The organism is Empedobacter sp. ULE_I140 (assembly GCF_053482575.1).
The window spans coordinates 1,152,180-1,168,159 of record NZ_JBQMTX010000001.1 but is presented as its reverse complement, the minus strand read 5'-3'; the positions used below and the strand labels follow the sequence as shown (position 1 = coordinate 1,168,159).

General features: G+C 28.6%; 15 protein-coding genes, 1 tRNA gene and 1 pseudogene. 1 reads left to right on the top strand and 16 read right to left on the bottom strand.

All coding sequences use genetic code 11. The features are described 5' to 3' along the window. Positions 1-23 precede the first annotated feature (23 nt). From ACTS9J_RS05620 to ACTS9J_RS05550, 15 genes and pseudogenes are all read right to left on the bottom strand, one after another. A complete protein-coding gene (locus tag ACTS9J_RS05620) occupies positions 24-1,235 on the bottom strand; it encodes a restriction endonuclease subunit S (RefSeq protein ID WP_448352996.1) in 1,212 nt (403 codons plus the stop codon). Positions 1,236-1,247: 12 nt separating this feature from the next. After that, positions 1,248-2,030 (bottom strand): hypothetical protein, encoded by a 783-nt coding sequence (locus ACTS9J_RS05615; protein WP_448352995.1) that lies wholly within the window; start codon positions 2,028-2,030, stop codon positions 1,248-1,250. Next, the gene (locus ACTS9J_RS05610; protein WP_448352994.1) at positions 2,024-3,037 is read right to left on the bottom strand and encodes a hypothetical protein; all 1,014 of its coding nucleotides are present in this window, start codon (positions 3,035-3,037) and stop codon (positions 2,024-2,026) included. Before ACTS9J_RS05610 ends, ACTS9J_RS05615 begins: the two co-directional genes overlap by 7 nt. Positions 3,038-3,102: 65 nt before the next feature. Continuing rightward, positions 3,103-3,837, bottom strand: coding sequence for a metallophosphoesterase (locus ACTS9J_RS05605; RefSeq protein ID WP_448352993.1), 735 nt, complete (start codon positions 3,835-3,837; stop codon positions 3,103-3,105). Positions 3,838-3,927: 90 nt separating this feature from the next. Next, entirely contained in the window at positions 3,928-5,457 is a 1,530-nt protein-coding gene (locus ACTS9J_RS05600) for a type I restriction-modification system subunit M (RefSeq protein ID WP_448352992.1), read from the bottom strand. Between the two features lie 4 nt (positions 5,458-5,461). Then, positions 5,462-6,031 carry a restriction endonuclease subunit S gene (locus ACTS9J_RS05595; RefSeq protein WP_448352991.1) on the bottom strand — a complete coding sequence of 190 codons (570 nt, stop codon included), beginning with the start codon at positions 6,029-6,031 and terminating at the stop codon, positions 5,462-5,464. 221 nt (positions 6,032-6,252) lie between these two features. Then, positions 6,253-6,807, bottom strand: a complete 555-nt coding sequence (locus tag ACTS9J_RS05590) for a hypothetical protein (protein WP_448352990.1) — start codon at positions 6,805-6,807, stop codon at positions 6,253-6,255. Between the two features lie 12 nt (positions 6,808-6,819). Further along, positions 6,820-7,329, bottom strand: a complete 510-nt coding sequence (locus tag ACTS9J_RS05585) for a hypothetical protein (RefSeq protein WP_448352989.1) — start codon at positions 7,327-7,329, stop codon at positions 6,820-6,822. A 251-nt stretch (positions 7,330-7,580) separates the two neighbouring features. Then, positions 7,581-8,732 carry a hypothetical protein gene (locus ACTS9J_RS05580; RefSeq protein WP_448352988.1) on the bottom strand — a complete coding sequence of 384 codons (1,152 nt, stop codon included), beginning with the start codon at positions 8,730-8,732 and terminating at the stop codon, positions 7,581-7,583. 174 nt (positions 8,733-8,906) lie between these two features. Beyond that, on the bottom strand, positions 8,907-9,815 hold the full coding sequence (locus ACTS9J_RS05575; protein WP_448352987.1) for a DUF6371 domain-containing protein: 909 nt from the start codon (positions 9,813-9,815) through the stop codon (positions 8,907-8,909). A 340-nt stretch (positions 9,816-10,155) separates the two neighbouring features. After that, positions 10,156-11,151: an AAA family ATPase gene (locus ACTS9J_RS05570; RefSeq protein ID WP_448352986.1), complete on the bottom strand. Its 996-nt coding sequence runs from the start codon at positions 11,149-11,151 to the stop codon at positions 10,156-10,158. Positions 11,152-11,188: 37 nt separating this feature from the next. After that, the gene (locus ACTS9J_RS05565) at positions 11,189-11,488 is read right to left on the bottom strand and encodes a helix-turn-helix transcriptional regulator (RefSeq protein ID WP_072929972.1); all 300 of its coding nucleotides are present in this window, start codon (positions 11,486-11,488) and stop codon (positions 11,189-11,191) included. 108 nt (positions 11,489-11,596) lie between these two features. Beyond that, entirely contained in the window at positions 11,597-12,331 is a 735-nt protein-coding gene (locus tag ACTS9J_RS05560; protein WP_448352985.1) for a hypothetical protein, read from the bottom strand. Positions 12,332-12,501: 170 nt separating this feature from the next. Continuing rightward, positions 12,502-12,575 (bottom strand) — tRNA-Ile (locus ACTS9J_RS05555). Between the two features lie 179 nt (positions 12,576-12,754). Beyond that, positions 12,755-12,865 (bottom strand): annotated as a pseudogene (locus tag ACTS9J_RS05550) (hypothetical protein); the annotation flags it as partial. Between the two features lie 244 nt (positions 12,866-13,109). On the opposite strand from ACTS9J_RS05550, the gene ACTS9J_RS05545 reads away from it, so the two are divergent. Further along, entirely contained in the window at positions 13,110-14,210 is a 1,101-nt protein-coding gene (locus tag ACTS9J_RS05545; protein ID WP_114999427.1) for a Fic family protein, read from the top strand. Between the two features lie 12 nt (positions 14,211-14,222). Here ACTS9J_RS05545 and ACTS9J_RS05540 read toward each other — a convergent pair whose 3' ends face one another. Next, on the bottom strand, positions 14,223-15,893 hold the full coding sequence (locus ACTS9J_RS05540) for an ATP-binding protein (RefSeq protein ID WP_114999425.1): 1,671 nt from the start codon (positions 15,891-15,893) through the stop codon (positions 14,223-14,225). Positions 15,894-15,980 lie beyond the last annotated feature (87 nt).

Sequence of the window (15,980 nt, the reverse complement as noted above, 5' to 3'; positions counted from 1 at the left end):
GTTTTTTGTTAATTCATTTAGTGTTATACCGTTCTTACTTTACCGGTTAATAATTGCTGCATTAATCCTTTTTTCTGAAGTTTAAGTGCCTCTAATTTTTGTTGGTATTGTTTTACTTCTTGGTTCGCTGTGTTTAGGATTTCTGCAATGGCATTTTGTTCTTCTAATGTTGGAATTGATACTTTAAGCTTTAATAAGTCCTTTTTACTCAACACTCTATTTCGACCTGCTCCACCAGGAGAAATATTCTCTAACATTTTTCTGAAAAATGGTTGAAGAATTAAATGTCTAAAATATTCGACCTTAACTTGGTTCGTATCTATTTCGTATGTAGGAAAACGATGAGATACTAAACCACCAACATCTTCTTTACTGACAATTGCAACTGCGTGTTCCCAAGCAAAAGTTATATTTACAATGAAGTCATTCTCTTTTACTTCGTATAATTTATCCATTGCAATTGCCTTTGGATCTGAATCTGGTTTATGGAATAATCCTTTTCCGTGACTTCTAATCCCTAATGCTAAATAGTTCTCTGTTGGTTTATCAATTTCTCTTGGTGTAAAAGTTAAAAATTTGCTTAAAGCAATTTCTTTAGAATTTTTACTAACCATTTTTCCAGTCAACAACGAAAACGCCAACGCCTTATTTCTATCTTCTAGTTTTTTGATGATGGCATCGGTTTCTTGGATGGCTTTATCCCACGTAGACAATACATCGGCAATTTTTTGTTGCTCTGGTAGTGGTGGAAGTGGGAAAGAGAATTGTTTTAAATCACTTCCGTTAATAGAATTTATAGTTGCTCCTAAATTTTTATTAATATGATTTTGATAAATATCAGATTTAAAGCAATGATATAAATATGAGTTCAATTCACTTCTATAAATAGACATAAATGCACCAAAAGCCATTCCTTTAGCTTCTTCAGTTATTAATGCATTTTTACCAATTAAAGATTTACTTCCATTTCTAACACAAATTAATATATCATTTAATTCTACAGGATTGTATTTTAGATTCGTTGATTTCACAAAGACATTATCATCAAAAACTAAATTGTCATTTTGAATGTTCGAAGATCTTAATACTAATATTCCTTCATTTTCGTCTACGATATCCTTTGGAGAATAAGTTAAACCATTTAAAATTTCTCCTAATTCTCCCAACTTCTTCACTTCCCATTCTGTAGGGATAGGGCCGATGGCTGTATTTTTATATTGTGTTGTTTTTGTCATTTTGTAATATTTTTATGCTAGGTCTTCGTCTGTAATCGTAAACACAGACTTTATTACATCTAGTGCGTCTTCGCTTTTAGCGCCTTTCATCCCCATTGCTTTAAACACATCGGGTGTAGGTAAATCCTCTTTTATCATTTTAAGGAAATCTATCATCAGCTCTTTGATGGGTTGAGGCAATTCAAAACGCTCTTCTCCAGTAAATAGCAAAGCTAATTTGAGGCAATCGTTTTTATGCTTTTTTAGATGTTTGCTGTCTTCTTTGCTTCCATTGGCAATACGCCCCGTAATGTCTAAATACGCTTTCGCCTTTAAAGCAATTAAGGCTTCTGTATTGGCACGATGTACATCTGCCACGACCACACTATGCTCTCTAATAAATTGGTAGAAGGTATCGTCTAATAAAATGGCTGATAAGCTACTTAAATCATCATCTGCCGGAATAGGCGTTAAGTGCATTTCAGGATCTAATTCAATCAAATCTGGTTTACGCGAAAACAATTCTATCTGCTGTGGAAAATCTTCGTTTTCCGGATCCATAAATCGATAGTATTGGCGTTCGTCGCTACTTATTTCTTTACGGTTGTAATTGCCCTCTTTTATAAATTGCCAAAATGTTTTTAAGAACTCCGGATTTAAAGCTTCTACCACCAAAATGATGTCAATATCTTTTGTGGCACGAGCTACTAATCCTTCATCTTCTATAATCATATCGCAAGCAGTACCACCGATAATGATATAATTATCTGGAAATGCAGCAAAATATGCTTTAAATTGTTCTATGCCTTTTACCATATAAATCGATTGATTAAGTGTTCTAATTCCATTTGCACACGTTCGTCTTGATCTTCTTTATAGGTTAAGAATAAAGAGATTGGATCGACCTTGTCGTATGCAGATTGACTGATTCTGTTGATGAAATTTGGATCGTATTTCCATATTTGAAATAGAAATTCTCCACCAAATTCATTGAATGTATTGGGTTGGTTATTCTTCTTAATTAAATTAAATGTTTGATTATCTGTAGCAAAAGCCATTTGATCGCTTGGATTTATATTGGTGTACTCCGTTAAAGCGGTATCTCCTGCTTTTAATAATGGTAAATTCCAATTAAAATTATCCGCTATGAAATACTCTTTAGCAATGGGATTGATAAAAATGTTGTTTTGTAGCCCTTTTTCCCACAATGTTTTTCTATCGAATTTGAATTGGAACATTTTATAGCGACCACGCTGTACGATTTCTATTAATTCTAATTCGACTAAATTTTCGACTGCACGCGAAACGTTGATGGTATTTACCTGAAATTGGTTTGCAATTTCTTTTAATGGAATATCTTCGATTGTATATCGATTATTTGTATTCAGCAAATGTGCAATGACTAATACCTGAGCAAAAGGTTGCAAGGTTTGTGCAGTGCGTCCTTTGGTTTGGTATCTGTATTCTGTAAAATCGATGAATACGTATGGTATATACAGTTGCTTAAACGGTACAATAAAGGCACGTTTTTTTTCGATTAATCGTTTACGATTATAGGCTTCCATTTCGTCCACACAAAGAATAATGGGTTGATTAATTCTTTCTTCAATATTTGCTAGTTGCGTGTCTATGGCTGCAATTGTAAACTCGTCATCCGTTTCTGCATAGGCAATGACGAATTTTTTATTTAACATCAACAACTCGTACCATCCATAAGCATTACGCAAATAGATGGGTAATTGATTAAGGATATTCTTGCTTAAAGGGCTTACCTCGCAATGAATTCCTATCGTTTCGTTGATGTAATTTTTTAGCTGAATCATAATACTAACATTGAAATTGCACGATAACAAATATAATGTTATTATGCAGAAAAAGTGTTATTAAATTAAAAATCAATAATTTTATTCCAATCCTTTATTCCTGAAGCCTTATCAAATTGATTGGTAAGTAAGCTCGTGTTCCTTATGTTTATTATCTCATTGGCTGTATGTGTATGACCATAAATCCAATACAGTGGTTGGTATTTAACAATCAACTCCTCTAACGAAGATCCATAAACAGAACTGAAATTTTCTTGTTCCGGAATAGATAAGATTACAGGACAATGATGTGTTACTACGATGGTTTTACTGGGATTTGCAGTTTGAAATTTATGCTCCAAAAAACTCAAGGCATCGATATGAAATGCATTATAATCGAACGCATCTATATAATCCTCTTGGTATTTAATGTATTTAAAATCATTGATGTGATATTGTAAAAACCATCTTTTGTTTAGGTCTACATTAGACCATAAAGTAGAGCAAATCATTTGATAATCTTCTATCAGAACCGATTGGTTATTGATTAAAAATACATTTTCTCGAATGGGAATATTACAGGATTGATATGATTGGTAATCTGAGCCATAAAATTCATGATTTCCAGGAATCCAAAAAACTTTAGTAAACGCCTGACTGATATGATCTAGGAAAAAATTAATTTGATCGATCTGGTTTAATGGTATAATATCGCCAGCAAGAACTAAATAATCGGCACAAGGTTGAACAGGATATTTTTCAAAAAACATCCTGTTGTTATGTGATTCTAAATGAAGATCTGAAATGTATTGTATTTTCATTATTTTTTTGAATTACCATGTTCTACACCACCACCATGCCATTCGCCAGTTACTAACCAAATAGTTGTTTTTTGGTTTAAGTAGGTTAATCTATATTAGCTTTAATTCCTTTAAAAACGCTTGCATTTTAGCTTCTGTTTCTGCCAAACTGTTTTTAAGTTGGTTGATGTCGTTGTTCACTTCTTTGATGTCTACTTCGGCTTCTTCTTCAAATGTATCGATGTAACGAGGAATATTTAAATTGAACTCGTTTGATTTAATATCTTCAAAGGTTGCACGGTAAGAGAATTTATCGGTAAGTACTTCTCCATTTTCTGTTTCTAAAGCAGGTAAAGCTTTGAATTTTTTAAATTCATCAACTATCTTTTGGATGTGTTTTTCACTTAATTTATTTTGATTTTTACCAGAATCGTACTCTGCACTTGCATCTATAAACAACACATTGGTATTAGAACCTTTAGCTTTATTGAAAATAAGAATAGCCGCAGGAATACCTGTACCAAAGAATAAGTTGGCAGGTAAACCAATTACAGCTTCTAACATGTTTTCTTCAATTAACTTTTGGCGGATTTTACCTTCGCTACTTCCTCTAAATAATACACCATGCGGAACAATAACACCAACTTTTCCAGAATCTTGATAAGTTGTTTCGATCATGTGAGAAATGAACGCATAATCACCTTTAGATTTTGGAGGAACCCCACGATGGAAGCGTTTGTATGTATCTGCATCGGCGTTTTCTGCTCCCCATTTGTCTAATGAAAATGGTGGATTAGCTACTACAATATCAAACTTCATTAAACTATCTTCCTCCTTTAATTGTGGGTGGTTTAACGTATCTCCCCATTCGATTACTGCATTATCTTCTTCGTGCAAGAACATATTCATACGAGAAAGTGCCCAAGTAGAACCGTTGTTCTCCTGACCATATAAGGCATAATTTTTCCCTTCGATTTCTTTGGCAACTTTAATCAATAAAGAACCCGAACCACAAGCCGGATCACAAATACGATTACTTGGTTGTGGATCTACTAACTTAGCTAATAAGGTACTTACCTCTGATGGAGTATAGAATTCACCAGCTTTCTTACCTGCTTCACCTGCAAATAAGGAAATTAAATATTCATAGCTATCACCAATAACATCATTATTTTCTAAATGAGAAGGTTGTAAGTTAAGCTCATTCAAATCTGTAAGCAGATTTTTAAGAATTTGATTGCGTTGTTTTGTAGGACCAAAAGCAGTTTCTGAATTGAACGATATGCTACGGAATACCATAGCTAATTTTGAACGGTTTTCATCTTCTAATTTAGTTAACGCAATATCTATTAACTCTCCAATGTTATTTTCATTACGATTCTCAAAAAGATAATCGAAAGAACTTTCTTCAGGTAATACAAAACGTTCACGTTTTAATTGACGCTTAACCATCTCTTCGTTTCCGTCGTATTTAGCTCTTAAATCGTTTGCTTTTTCATTCCAAACGTCAGATAAATATTTTACGAATAACAATGTTAAGATGTAATCCTTATATGAACCACTTCCCATGACCGGGCGTAATGAATCACATGCTTTCCATACTACTTTATTGATCTCTTGTTGCGTTAATTTTGATGCCATATTTTTATTTTGTTATTTCGTTAATTAATTGGTTAAATCTTACTTGCTTTTTTTCTTTTAGTTGTTCTAATAATTGTATTTCTTTATTATGGAGATCATACATTTCTACAATTTTATGTTGTACTTGTAATGATGGAAGATTAATTTCGAAATCTGCTAATTCGCTTTTACGAATAGAAGGAATAGAACTACCAGCTCCGATACTGTTAAAGTAGTTATGACTTTTAGAATGATTAAGAATACAGGCTAAATAATCTGGTAAAAGTGCCTCTCGATTCGTTTTTATTATATAGAAAATAGATGATGCTACAGCCTCACCAATTTCTTGTTTATATGTATATGCAAAAAATCGCATCCCCTTACCTACAAAAAGAACATCTCCATCTTTTAAGAGTACATCATCTTTGTTTTCATTCAATTCAATATATTTATCTACGTTATTCAAATAACTTCCATTCTCGTTAAAATTACGCGCTTGTAGATAAATAATTCCTTGACTTTCAATTTTACTCGTATGAAAACCAAAAGTAAACGAAGCAATATCTCTTAATTTCACCTTTTGATAATTTTTCATTGTAGAATGTTTCAAATTTCACTTCAACAAAGGTTAAATAAAAAATAATATCCTGCAAATTATTTATGGATTATTTATAAAATATTTTTTTGTAGAGTTTTTCAAATATATAAAATTAAAGAAAAACAAATACTCTCATAAACACTCTATTATTTCAATCAATAGAGTTGTATTAAAAAGATGAACCGATTAGAATTACTAATCGGCTCATGCTTTATTTTCTATTTCCAAACTACATCAAGGTTTTCAAAGATTGCTTCAATTTGTTTTGCCATTACTTCTTTTGGATAAACAATTATTTTTAATTGCCTTATGGTTGGGAAGGTTGTTTCGGTTGTTTTGAATGTGATGGTTGCTTTAGTTGGGATATTAGGTTTAATATTTTCAGCACGAATTCCATTATTAAACGAAACAAAGACTTCATAAGTTTGTTCTTGGTTTCCTTGTGGATCTATAAAATAAGCTTGTTCACATTGAAAAAAACTTCGTGTTTCAGTTTCTATATTTTTGTACATAAAAGTTACCGTAACTGTTTTATCAGCTTTAGATCCAACAACTCTTGTAATATCTAATTGCAAACCATCAAGCTTCACTGATTGTATTGGTTTCAATAAATTAAGCGTTTCTTTGTAATAGAGATTTTCCTTTGATAGTTCTTCATTTTTAGCTTTTTGAATTTTGATTTCATTCTCTAAATCAGGACATTTTTGTTGAGCATAAGAGAAAGAATTTAAAATCGTATAGAATAAGATGAATGTGATAAGTTTTGCTTTCATTTTATCAAATATTTAATTAGTAAAACATAGTTCATTAAAGTCTTTCAACTGATTTTCTATTGCAGATTCATACCATTCTTTTGTTGCATAATGAGTTTTATAAGCTACTATCCCTCCTTTTATAGTTAGAATTCGAGCAAAAAATAAATTAACAAAAAAATTGGTTTGATTTTTCTCAATTGCCTCAAGAATACCAATATGAATTTCTTCTATACTATCATCATTTTTATTATATAAAAAAGTATCTGCTGTAAAATTAGCTGTTGATATAAGCATCAAATACAATTTATTTCTATCTGATTCATTCAAATTTGAAATATATTCAGAAATTGAACTAATGATGAATGGTTTAAAATCTTCTGTTCTATTCAGAATTCCTGATTTAAAAGAATCTGAAAATTCTTTTACTTCAACTTCATTTAATCGTTTAAATTCTGGTGGATTAACATCTCCAAAAAAGGAAATATTTAAAAATTGAGAAATAATTGTTTTTTTCTCTTGTAGGGATAATTGGTTTTCCATGTCTTGATTGTTTTAAAAAACGTAGCGTGGAACTAAGTACAATCATTAACTGAGGTTTGCGACAACCCAAAAGACCTGAAAGACCTAGCCCACGCCATATATAGACATGGGCGTAAGTCTATCGCTAATTGGTCTTTTTAAATGAAGGTCGCAATTTCAGTTAAAACCATAACGATAGCTTACGCGTACGTAAATACTATTTTAATTGTTGTAAAAATAACTAAATTTTAATTAATAGGATTATTTATAATTTACCTTTTATAGCGAGATCTTCTCTTTTGTTGATTTTCTTCATTTTCATTATTAACACTATTTGGTTTAAGTATTTGAGATATAATAGTAACTACTTTCTCATTAGAAAACAAAGTGTCAATTGTGCTTTGAGGAATTTGATTCTTCTCCATAATTTTAGAAGTGATTTGTTGAACTTCTTTTACTAAAATATCATTTGAAGATCTGTCTTTATATGGATCCCTAAGTTTATTGAATCTTGTTTCATTAATCAATAATTGTAAAACTGAATTCAAATACTCGTTTTTCTCCTTTGCATGAAAATCTTTATCAGTTAAAATCTTAGCATTCTTAATTTTTAAGTTTGAATTTTCATTATTTATAAAAGAATAATTATCCTTTAATTTAATTACTTCTTCATTTTTCTTCTTCAAATTTTGATTTAATGAATCTAATTTTACGTTCAACGACTTGATAACTTTCTCATAATTTTCTAGAGTTTTTTCTTTATCGTTATGTTTAAATCCTAATAAATCATTCTTCATTATTTTTAAATCATTTAAAGATTTACCTTGTAATTCTTTAGTAATTAAGTCAATTTTTTCTTGAAGTTGATTTAATTCTTCTTCTTTTTTTGAGATTTTAAACTCAAGTGCTTCTAACCGATTTTTACCGCCAGAACTACCTCGTTCCATTCCTAAAACTTCAGCAGTAATATCTTGCATTTTTACATAATCAAGTGATTTATGTTTCAATGTTTTTCCTGTTTCTATATCTTGCCAATCTGCTACAAGATGGGCGTGATAGTTTGGTTTCCATTCTTTAGTATCTTTATCAAAATGACCTTCATCTTTATGAATTGCAATTTGAAAAACTCTAATTTTTAATTCAATTTCTAATCGTTTTATTAGATTTTGTAAATCTAACATTGTTGTTTTTTCTTTAATTACAACAACTGCCTCACGAATAGGCATAGCATTTTTTTGTAATTTTCTTCCTGATTTTTCCTTACAGTATTGTTCAATTTTATTTCTTCGAATAGCAATTTTTTCACCTAACCAATATTCATTATTTTTGGTTAGATCTTTTCGAATATAATCGTAAGATTTTTTGCGAAAATTATGAACTTCCGAATCATCTTTGACGCATTTGAAGTTGATTGAAGTTTTCATTTTTTATTTTATTAAATTATTCTTGTAATAGCCTCGCAGAGCGAAGTAGAAACTTTATGGAAGTGATAACGACATAAAGTTGCGAATGAGCTCTTAACTTCTTGAGAAGGAGTTAAGCGTAATCGTCATAATAATATCTTTTGTAATACATATAGTAATATGTATTCATTTAAACTAAATAGATTTTTTAGTTAACTCTTCAATTATAAAATCGCCAAGATCTTGTTGTAAATTCTTTTGCTGAATTGTAGCATTTTCTTCCAATAAATTTGAGATAGAAATAGAACAGTTTAATTCATTTGAAATTTTTTCAGATTTGGCTCTCCAATATTCAAATGCTGAATTTTTAGAATCAATTGGTGATAAATCAGGCATCAAAATAATTTCGCGATTTTTTAAAGACTTCAATTTATCTTTTGTCAAATTCATCAATCCTCCTGTTGCTAAAAACAAATACTTATTCTTAAAATATAACATACCTAACAGTGCAGTCTTTTCTGATTCAACGATTATAATTTTTGATTTTTTAAATTCAGGGTGATTTAATAGATACAAACCAAAAAGACATTGTTTAAGATTTGATTTATTAGGATTATACCATTGAAAAAAATTCTTTTTTCGTTTACCTGTTTCAGAATTATATTTCATTTTCTTTATTGTTCTCAAATTGAATTCAAAATCTAATTGAGGAAAAATTGTCAAATAATCTCCATTCAATTTTTCAGTTTTTACTTGATATAAATTCAAAACTTCTTCTACTTTACTTTCATCAAAATATGATTTCAAAAAAATAGAAAGTGGATTTTTGAAATTTGTAATTTCAAAAAATTGAAATACATTTTTATCTAAATACTCAATTTTAGGTTCTACAAATTCATTATTCTTTTCATAATTGAATTCATTTACCACAGTTGGAGATTTAAAATATCCACACTTAATGATTCGATTACAACGACCAAATTCATAAGATAAATACTCTTTAGTTTCACAGTTTATAAATCTCGTGTATTCTTTCTCTTTGCAATTTGGACAGACAAAACGAGATTTAGATCCTGAGTATTTTTCTAGGCAATACTTGAACATTTTATAATAGTTAATTGTTAAACTCGTACCATTGGTACGAGATAAAAAAAGAATACAAAACACATAATCACAAGCATTTAATCGTTTAAAAATATCAATTCGTACCTCGTACCAAAATTGTCAACAATACGTACTAATAACACAAAATAAATAACTTACATTACCCTGAAAATCAAATAAGTATCAAATTAGTACCACAAGTACGAGATAATCTGCTTATTTATTTGGTACGAGGTACGAAATTAAACATTCAAACAGATACAACACTGAATTACAATATTTTAAAATAGATTTTAATTCGTACTACCTCGTACCTTAGGTACGAGGTAGTACGAATTAATTAAGATTGAAGCTTTTTAAGTCTCTTCCTTATTGCCCCTTCTGAAACTCCTAGTTTAGTTCCAATTTCAACATTACTTAAACCTTCATTTTTAAACTTCAATATTTGCGTGTTTATCTCATCATCTTCCTCTTTTTGTAGAATAATATGACTTTCTTCACTATCTAAATTTTTAAAAACAAATTGAAGCATTGAATTCTTAAACTCAACTGAACAAACAATTACGTTATCAGTATTGTAAACTATTGGAAAATTACGATTCTTCAATTCTTTTATATAAACTAAATTATCATAAGTAGTACTCTTTCCAATACCAAAACATACATCTGTGAAATTTGCTAAAGCTTTTGAACCTGCCAAAGAATCAATTGTAAGAAAACTATTAAAACTTGGATTTTTTGGTCTATGAGCTAATAACAATACCGCAATATTGTTTAACCTAGAAATTGATAAAATAAACTTCATAAACTCTAAAGCATCTTTAGATCGTTCATTATTCGAGCTTATATATGAGATATTATCAATTATAACAACCTCAGGTTTATGAAATTCAATTTCTTTTTTGATTGTTTTAATAATTCCTTCAGCATCTGTAAACTCATCAATAGATTCATTCGAAAGATCTATTTCGGCTCTTAGGAAGTTTTCATTAAATTGGTATATATTTCCATATTTATCAGAATATCTTTTAAAGAAACTTTTAGTTGATATTTCAAAATCAAAATAAAGCACCTTCTTTTTAGTAGTTGGTAAACCTAAAATTGTACGACCTTTAGAAATAGCATCAGCTAACTGCACACTAAATAAGCTTTTACCACTTCCAGTTTCTCCAAATAGTATAGCGACTTCATTTTCGTTCCAAATATCACCAAATAAAGGTTTTACCTCAGGTAAAGATTTTCCTATTTCAATCCATTCTTTTGCATTCATTGTCTTATAAAGAGATTTTGGAGCAATTTTTATTACTTTTAGATGATTTTCTAAATTCAAGTCCATATAACATGATTTTTTTTAAATTTTAGCAAGTATCAGCTTACTTGCTTTTTCTTTTTTTGTTATAGGATTGATATAGCTTCTCTGCGTCATCTTCAGACTGAATAGAATGTTTATCTATCCATTCATGAATTTTTTCTTTAGAGAAGAAAAGAGCACCATTAGTCGGCTTGCTGAATGGTATTAATTTACACGAAGTAAGTTTTGAAATGGTTGAATACGAAAACCCAAGATAATACTCCAATTCCTTAGACGTTAGAATCGGTTTATCATTAATGTAATTCTGTTTAATAAGAGTCTTCATCTCATGAAGCTCTTGTAGTAATTTAATTTCTGACATAATAAATTTGTTTGAATTATTACGTCGAAATTAATAGTTATGAAAGCGAATGAAAGTGATAAATTAATCCATATTATTAAAAATTAATATCTAAAATTAAAAAATCAATTAACTTTTTTCATCTATATCTAGCTGAGAATAAGCAGAATTTATAGATTTAATATTAATATTTTTAAATCCATCAGATTTTGTTTCAATATAAAATAGCTTGGCTAATTCTGATTGATAAATTCCCGTTATTTGTTTTAATTCTTTCAATAATAATTTTATTGAACTTCCTTTAAGTTCTGAATCTAACTTTATACGTTCATTAAGAGTTAAAGATTTATTTTTAAATATTAAGTCAATAAAATAATCAAACTCATAATCATATTTCTCAAAATAATCATTTGATTTTTCATTATAAAAAACTCTTAATTTGTCGATTACTTTTTTGCTTTTAATTTTTTTAGGTTTATAGAAGGTAGCATTTCTGTCAAATAATTTAAAAATAAATGTATTATCAATATCATTAGTTTTCCAAGGCTTAAAATCAATTCTATTAGCAGTAGATAAATTATCAACTCCTTTTTCTAATTGAAAACTTTTAATATTAGAATTAAAATTTCTATAAAAAAAGAATGTAAAATAATATATAGATGGTATAATTAAAATAAAAGAGAATATTACTAAAGTTAAAATTACTAATGGAGAAAGATTTGGTTGAGTAAGTATTAAAGATGATAATATTAAAGGAAAATATAACAACATTAAGAAACGTTCAATATTATTTTTAGATAATATTCTTATTCTATATAAATCTTCTGCTACAGTAAAATATTTATCAATTATTCCTAAGATCATTATAATTTAGTATTTCATTATTTCTATAAATATACAAAAAATGAAATCAAATGAAAATTATAACTATCTTTGAATCAGATAATTTGTTGTACCAATGTTGTACTTATAGATTAAAATGAAGTCAAAAAAAAGACGCTTACATAACTGTAAACGTCTGATTTTCTATAAAGTGGTCCCAGTTGGGCTCGAACCAACGACTTGCTGATTATGAGTCAGCTACTCTAACCAACTGAGTTATAGGACCAAAAATAAAAAGAATAATACCTTTTATTTTGAATGCAAATATATAAAATCTAAAACATAAAAAACAAGTTAAAAATAAAAGAATTTTAATGTTTTTCACAACAAATTCAATTACAATATAATAGTGTTGTATTTTTATTATAATATTTATAATCCTTAATTTGATTAAAATGAAATAAATTATGGTTTATTAACATTATACTTTATTAAACATAATTGACCTATCGAAAAATATGTTCTCTTTCCATTCTGATAACAGCAAATCTGAATTAATGATTCTTCATTTTTATTGAGTTTATTCTTTCAATTATAAACCAACAAAATCTGTATTTGACTCATAATTATACGTTTTAAAAGTCAAATCTATTTTATAAGAATGATGATTTTCTTATTTAGAATTGGGCTAAGAAAGATGAAGTAAAATAGTGAATTTAAAATGTTTAATTGATGTTAATGAACTTAATGAGCTAAATAAATTTATTAATCGGCTCATATTTTTATTATATTTGAGCCAATTAGATTAAATAATCGGCTCATGAAATACAATTGGCAATATAAAAATTGGGCAAATTTTGAATATGACTCATCTGTAATTGACCAAATAGTTATAAAATTTGCTTTAAAAACAGGCGAATTAAAAGGAATGATTGATACCCTGCCCGAAGATATCAAGCAAGAAACGATTATTCAATTTATGATTGATGAAGCAATTAAAACTTCTGAGATTGAAGGCGAATTTTATAGCCGTCAAGATGTAATGTCATCCATTAAAAATAAAATTGGGATTCATTCTTCTATTAGCCATATAAAAGATAAAAATGCACGTGGAATAGGTGAATTAATGGTCGATGTTCGTAATAACTTTAAAACTGAACTAACAGAAGATTTAGTAAAAGAATGGCATAAAATCTTATTCGAAAATTCTACTTCTATTAATGCAGGAAATTATAGAATCGGTGAAGAGCCAATGGTTATTGTTTCGGGAGCATATGGACGTGAAAAAATACATTATCAAGCTCCTCCTTCAGAATTAGTTTCAACAGAAATGCAAAAATTTGTCAATTGGTATAATGAAATCAAAGTTGAACCAATCGATATTAAAAATGCATTAATTAAAGCATCTATTGCACATTTATATTTTGAATCAATCCATCCGTTTGAAGATGGAAATGGACGAATTGGACGTGCTATTGCAGAAAAATGTTTAGCAGAAAGTTTTAATCGTCCGTTAATCATGAGTTTATCAAGTACGATTGAAAAGGATAAAAAGAATTATTACGAAGCATTGAAAGATGCTCAGCAAACATTAGAAATTACAGATTGGATTTTGTATTTTTCTACAACTATTCTTGATGCACAAATCCAAGCAAAGAAAATAACCAATTTTATTTTAAATAAAACGAAGTTTTTAGATCAAACAAAACCTCTTTTAAACGAACGTCAGCTAAAAGTCGTTATCAAAATGTTGGATCAAGGAGCAGAAGGATTTGAAGGCGGAATGTCAGCAAAGAAATATATTTCGATAACAAAAACATCAAAAGCTACGGCTACACGTGATTTACAAGATTTAGTTGAAAAAAAAGTATTGATTACTGAAGGTGCAGGACGTTCTGTTAGATATGAGTTGAATATGTAGTTAACAAAGCTTTTAACTACTTTTCCCAAAACCAATTTTAGGACTTTCAGAATTTATTAATTCGTCATTACAAAATTGTTGTATTTCGTTAATATTACATTTCTTATCATAAAGCACTTCGTTAATCTCACTTTTACGGTAAATATTCTCAATTTGCCCTCCAGAGAAATTAAATGTTGCAGCTAATTTTTTGCAGGAATCTTTCGTTAAATAAGGAAATTTTGATTTCCAAATTTTAGCTTTAATTGATTCTTTTGGTTGATCAAAAAATATTTTATACAAAAACCTTCTCTCAAATGCGGTATCTAAATTCGTTGCCAAATTTGTAGTGGCCATCAAAATTCCGTCAAAATTCTCCAGTTCTTCCAAAAGAATATTCTGAATTGTATTTTCCGTTTGCGCAACATTAGAGCTATTAATTTCTTTTCTTGTAGAAAATATCGCATCAGCTTCGTTAAATAACAAAATAGGTGTGTGATTACATTCATTTAAAAACGATTTATATGATGTAAAAACACGTTTAATGACTTTTTCACTTTCTCCAAACCACATTGATTTTGATTGACTGATATCAACTTTCATGATTGAGCGATTTGTTGATTTTGCTAATTGTTTAACTACTTCTGTTTTACCTGTACCAGGAAATCCATGTAATAATATTGAAATTCCTTTTGGTAAACCTTTTTCCTTTAACCTATTTTGTGTTTCTTTAAACTTGCTTTCTTCTAATAAATTTTCTAAAAAACTAAGTTGCTTCATCTCATCTTGATCAAAAATCAATTCACGTGCAACAATTTCTAATGGTTCAATAACATTATCTTTTTTTACTTTATTGTGCATTAATTTAATTCCACAATCAAATAGAAGTTGATACGATTTACTCGATAATTTCATTTCAGTATCGTTAAAAAACTTCGCTTCCACAATTTCAATTAAATTGTTTTCTAATAATACATGATTAGCATTTATTAAATTTTGCATTACATCAATTCGCTTACCAGCATTTTCATAGATTCCTTCTAATGCTCTACCAATATCTGTCGATTCTTTACCCGTAATTGTTTTCCAAATCAAATACAGGAAAAGATAATTTTCATCGATAGTAAAATTAAATTGTTTCACTTTTTTAATTAATGGAAAATTGACATGAAGATTAATTATTTGTCTTGTATATCTAAATAACTCAGAAGTAGAAATTTCGTCTTCATCTCTACGATTTCCCAAATTGTATATTTCTTCCAAACAATCTATGACATCATTTTTTTTCTCATCCAGAATTTTAGGAAAAGGTTTATTATTAAGAATGGCATTAGTAATTTCTTCATTGATTGTAAACTCATCATAAATTCCTTGAAGTTTTATTCGGTGTCTAGACTTCTGTTTTTTAATAAATTTCTGCTTTTGCAAAAAATCTAAATCGTCTGAAAATTCAAGAATTCTCATTGGATTACAATCAAAATATTGAATTAAATCATTCAAATCAACAGTTCTCCCTTTATAATTTAAAGCAATAATAACAGCTATGAATAATATTTGACTTTCAGATAATTTAAAATAACGTTGTAGTAAATTTATTTCATCTTTTGCACTTTCAAAAAATGAGTTTTCTAATTTACAATTTTCAGCTTTTTCATATAAAAGACCAATATTTTCTAAGATTTGTTTTTTGTTAAGAGTTTCCATTATTTACTTATTTGTAACAAATGTATTTTTAGATAAAGACAATACATGTCCATTAAAAAGTTATAAAATAAAAAAAGACTCATCTTT

Coding starts and splice junctions, on each gene's coding strand:
- ACTS9J_RS05620 (WP_448352996.1), bottom strand. CDS start 1,235: ATGACAAAAACAACACAATATAAAAATACAGCCATCGGCCCTATCCCT.
- ACTS9J_RS05615 (WP_448352995.1), bottom strand. CDS start 2,030: ATGGTAAAAGGCATAGAACAATTTAAAGCATATTTTGCTGCATTTCCA.
- ACTS9J_RS05610 (WP_448352994.1), bottom strand. CDS start 3,037: ATGATTCAGCTAAAAAATTACATCAACGAAACGATAGGAATTCATTGC.
- ACTS9J_RS05605 (WP_448352993.1), bottom strand. CDS start 3,837: ATGAAAATACAATACATTTCAGATCTTCATTTAGAATCACATAACAAC.
- ACTS9J_RS05600 (WP_448352992.1), bottom strand. CDS start 5,457: ATGGCATCAAAATTAACGCAACAAGAGATCAATAAAGTAGTATGGAAA.
- ACTS9J_RS05595 (WP_448352991.1), bottom strand. CDS start 6,031: ATGAAAAATTATCAAAAGGTGAAATTAAGAGATATTGCTTCGTTTACT.
- ACTS9J_RS05590 (WP_448352990.1), bottom strand. CDS start 6,807: ATGAAAGCAAAACTTATCACATTCATCTTATTCTATACGATTTTAAAT.
- ACTS9J_RS05585 (WP_448352989.1), bottom strand. CDS start 7,329: ATGGAAAACCAATTATCCCTACAAGAGAAAAAAACAATTATTTCTCAA.
- ACTS9J_RS05580 (WP_448352988.1), bottom strand. CDS start 8,732: ATGAAAACTTCAATCAACTTCAAATGCGTCAAAGATGATTCGGAAGTT.
- ACTS9J_RS05575 (WP_448352987.1), bottom strand. CDS start 9,815: ATGTTCAAGTATTGCCTAGAAAAATACTCAGGATCTAAATCTCGTTTT.
- ACTS9J_RS05570 (WP_448352986.1), bottom strand. CDS start 11,151: ATGGACTTGAATTTAGAAAATCATCTAAAAGTAATAAAAATTGCTCCA.
- ACTS9J_RS05565 (WP_072929972.1), bottom strand. CDS start 11,488: ATGTCAGAAATTAAATTACTACAAGAGCTTCATGAGATGAAGACTCTT.
- ACTS9J_RS05560 (WP_448352985.1), bottom strand. CDS start 12,331: ATGATCTTAGGAATAATTGATAAATATTTTACTGTAGCAGAAGATTTA.
- ACTS9J_RS05545 (WP_114999427.1), top strand. CDS start 13,110: ATGAAATACAATTGGCAATATAAAAATTGGGCAAATTTTGAATATGAC.
- ACTS9J_RS05540 (WP_114999425.1), bottom strand. CDS start 15,893: ATGGAAACTCTTAACAAAAAACAAATCTTAGAAAATATTGGTCTTTTA.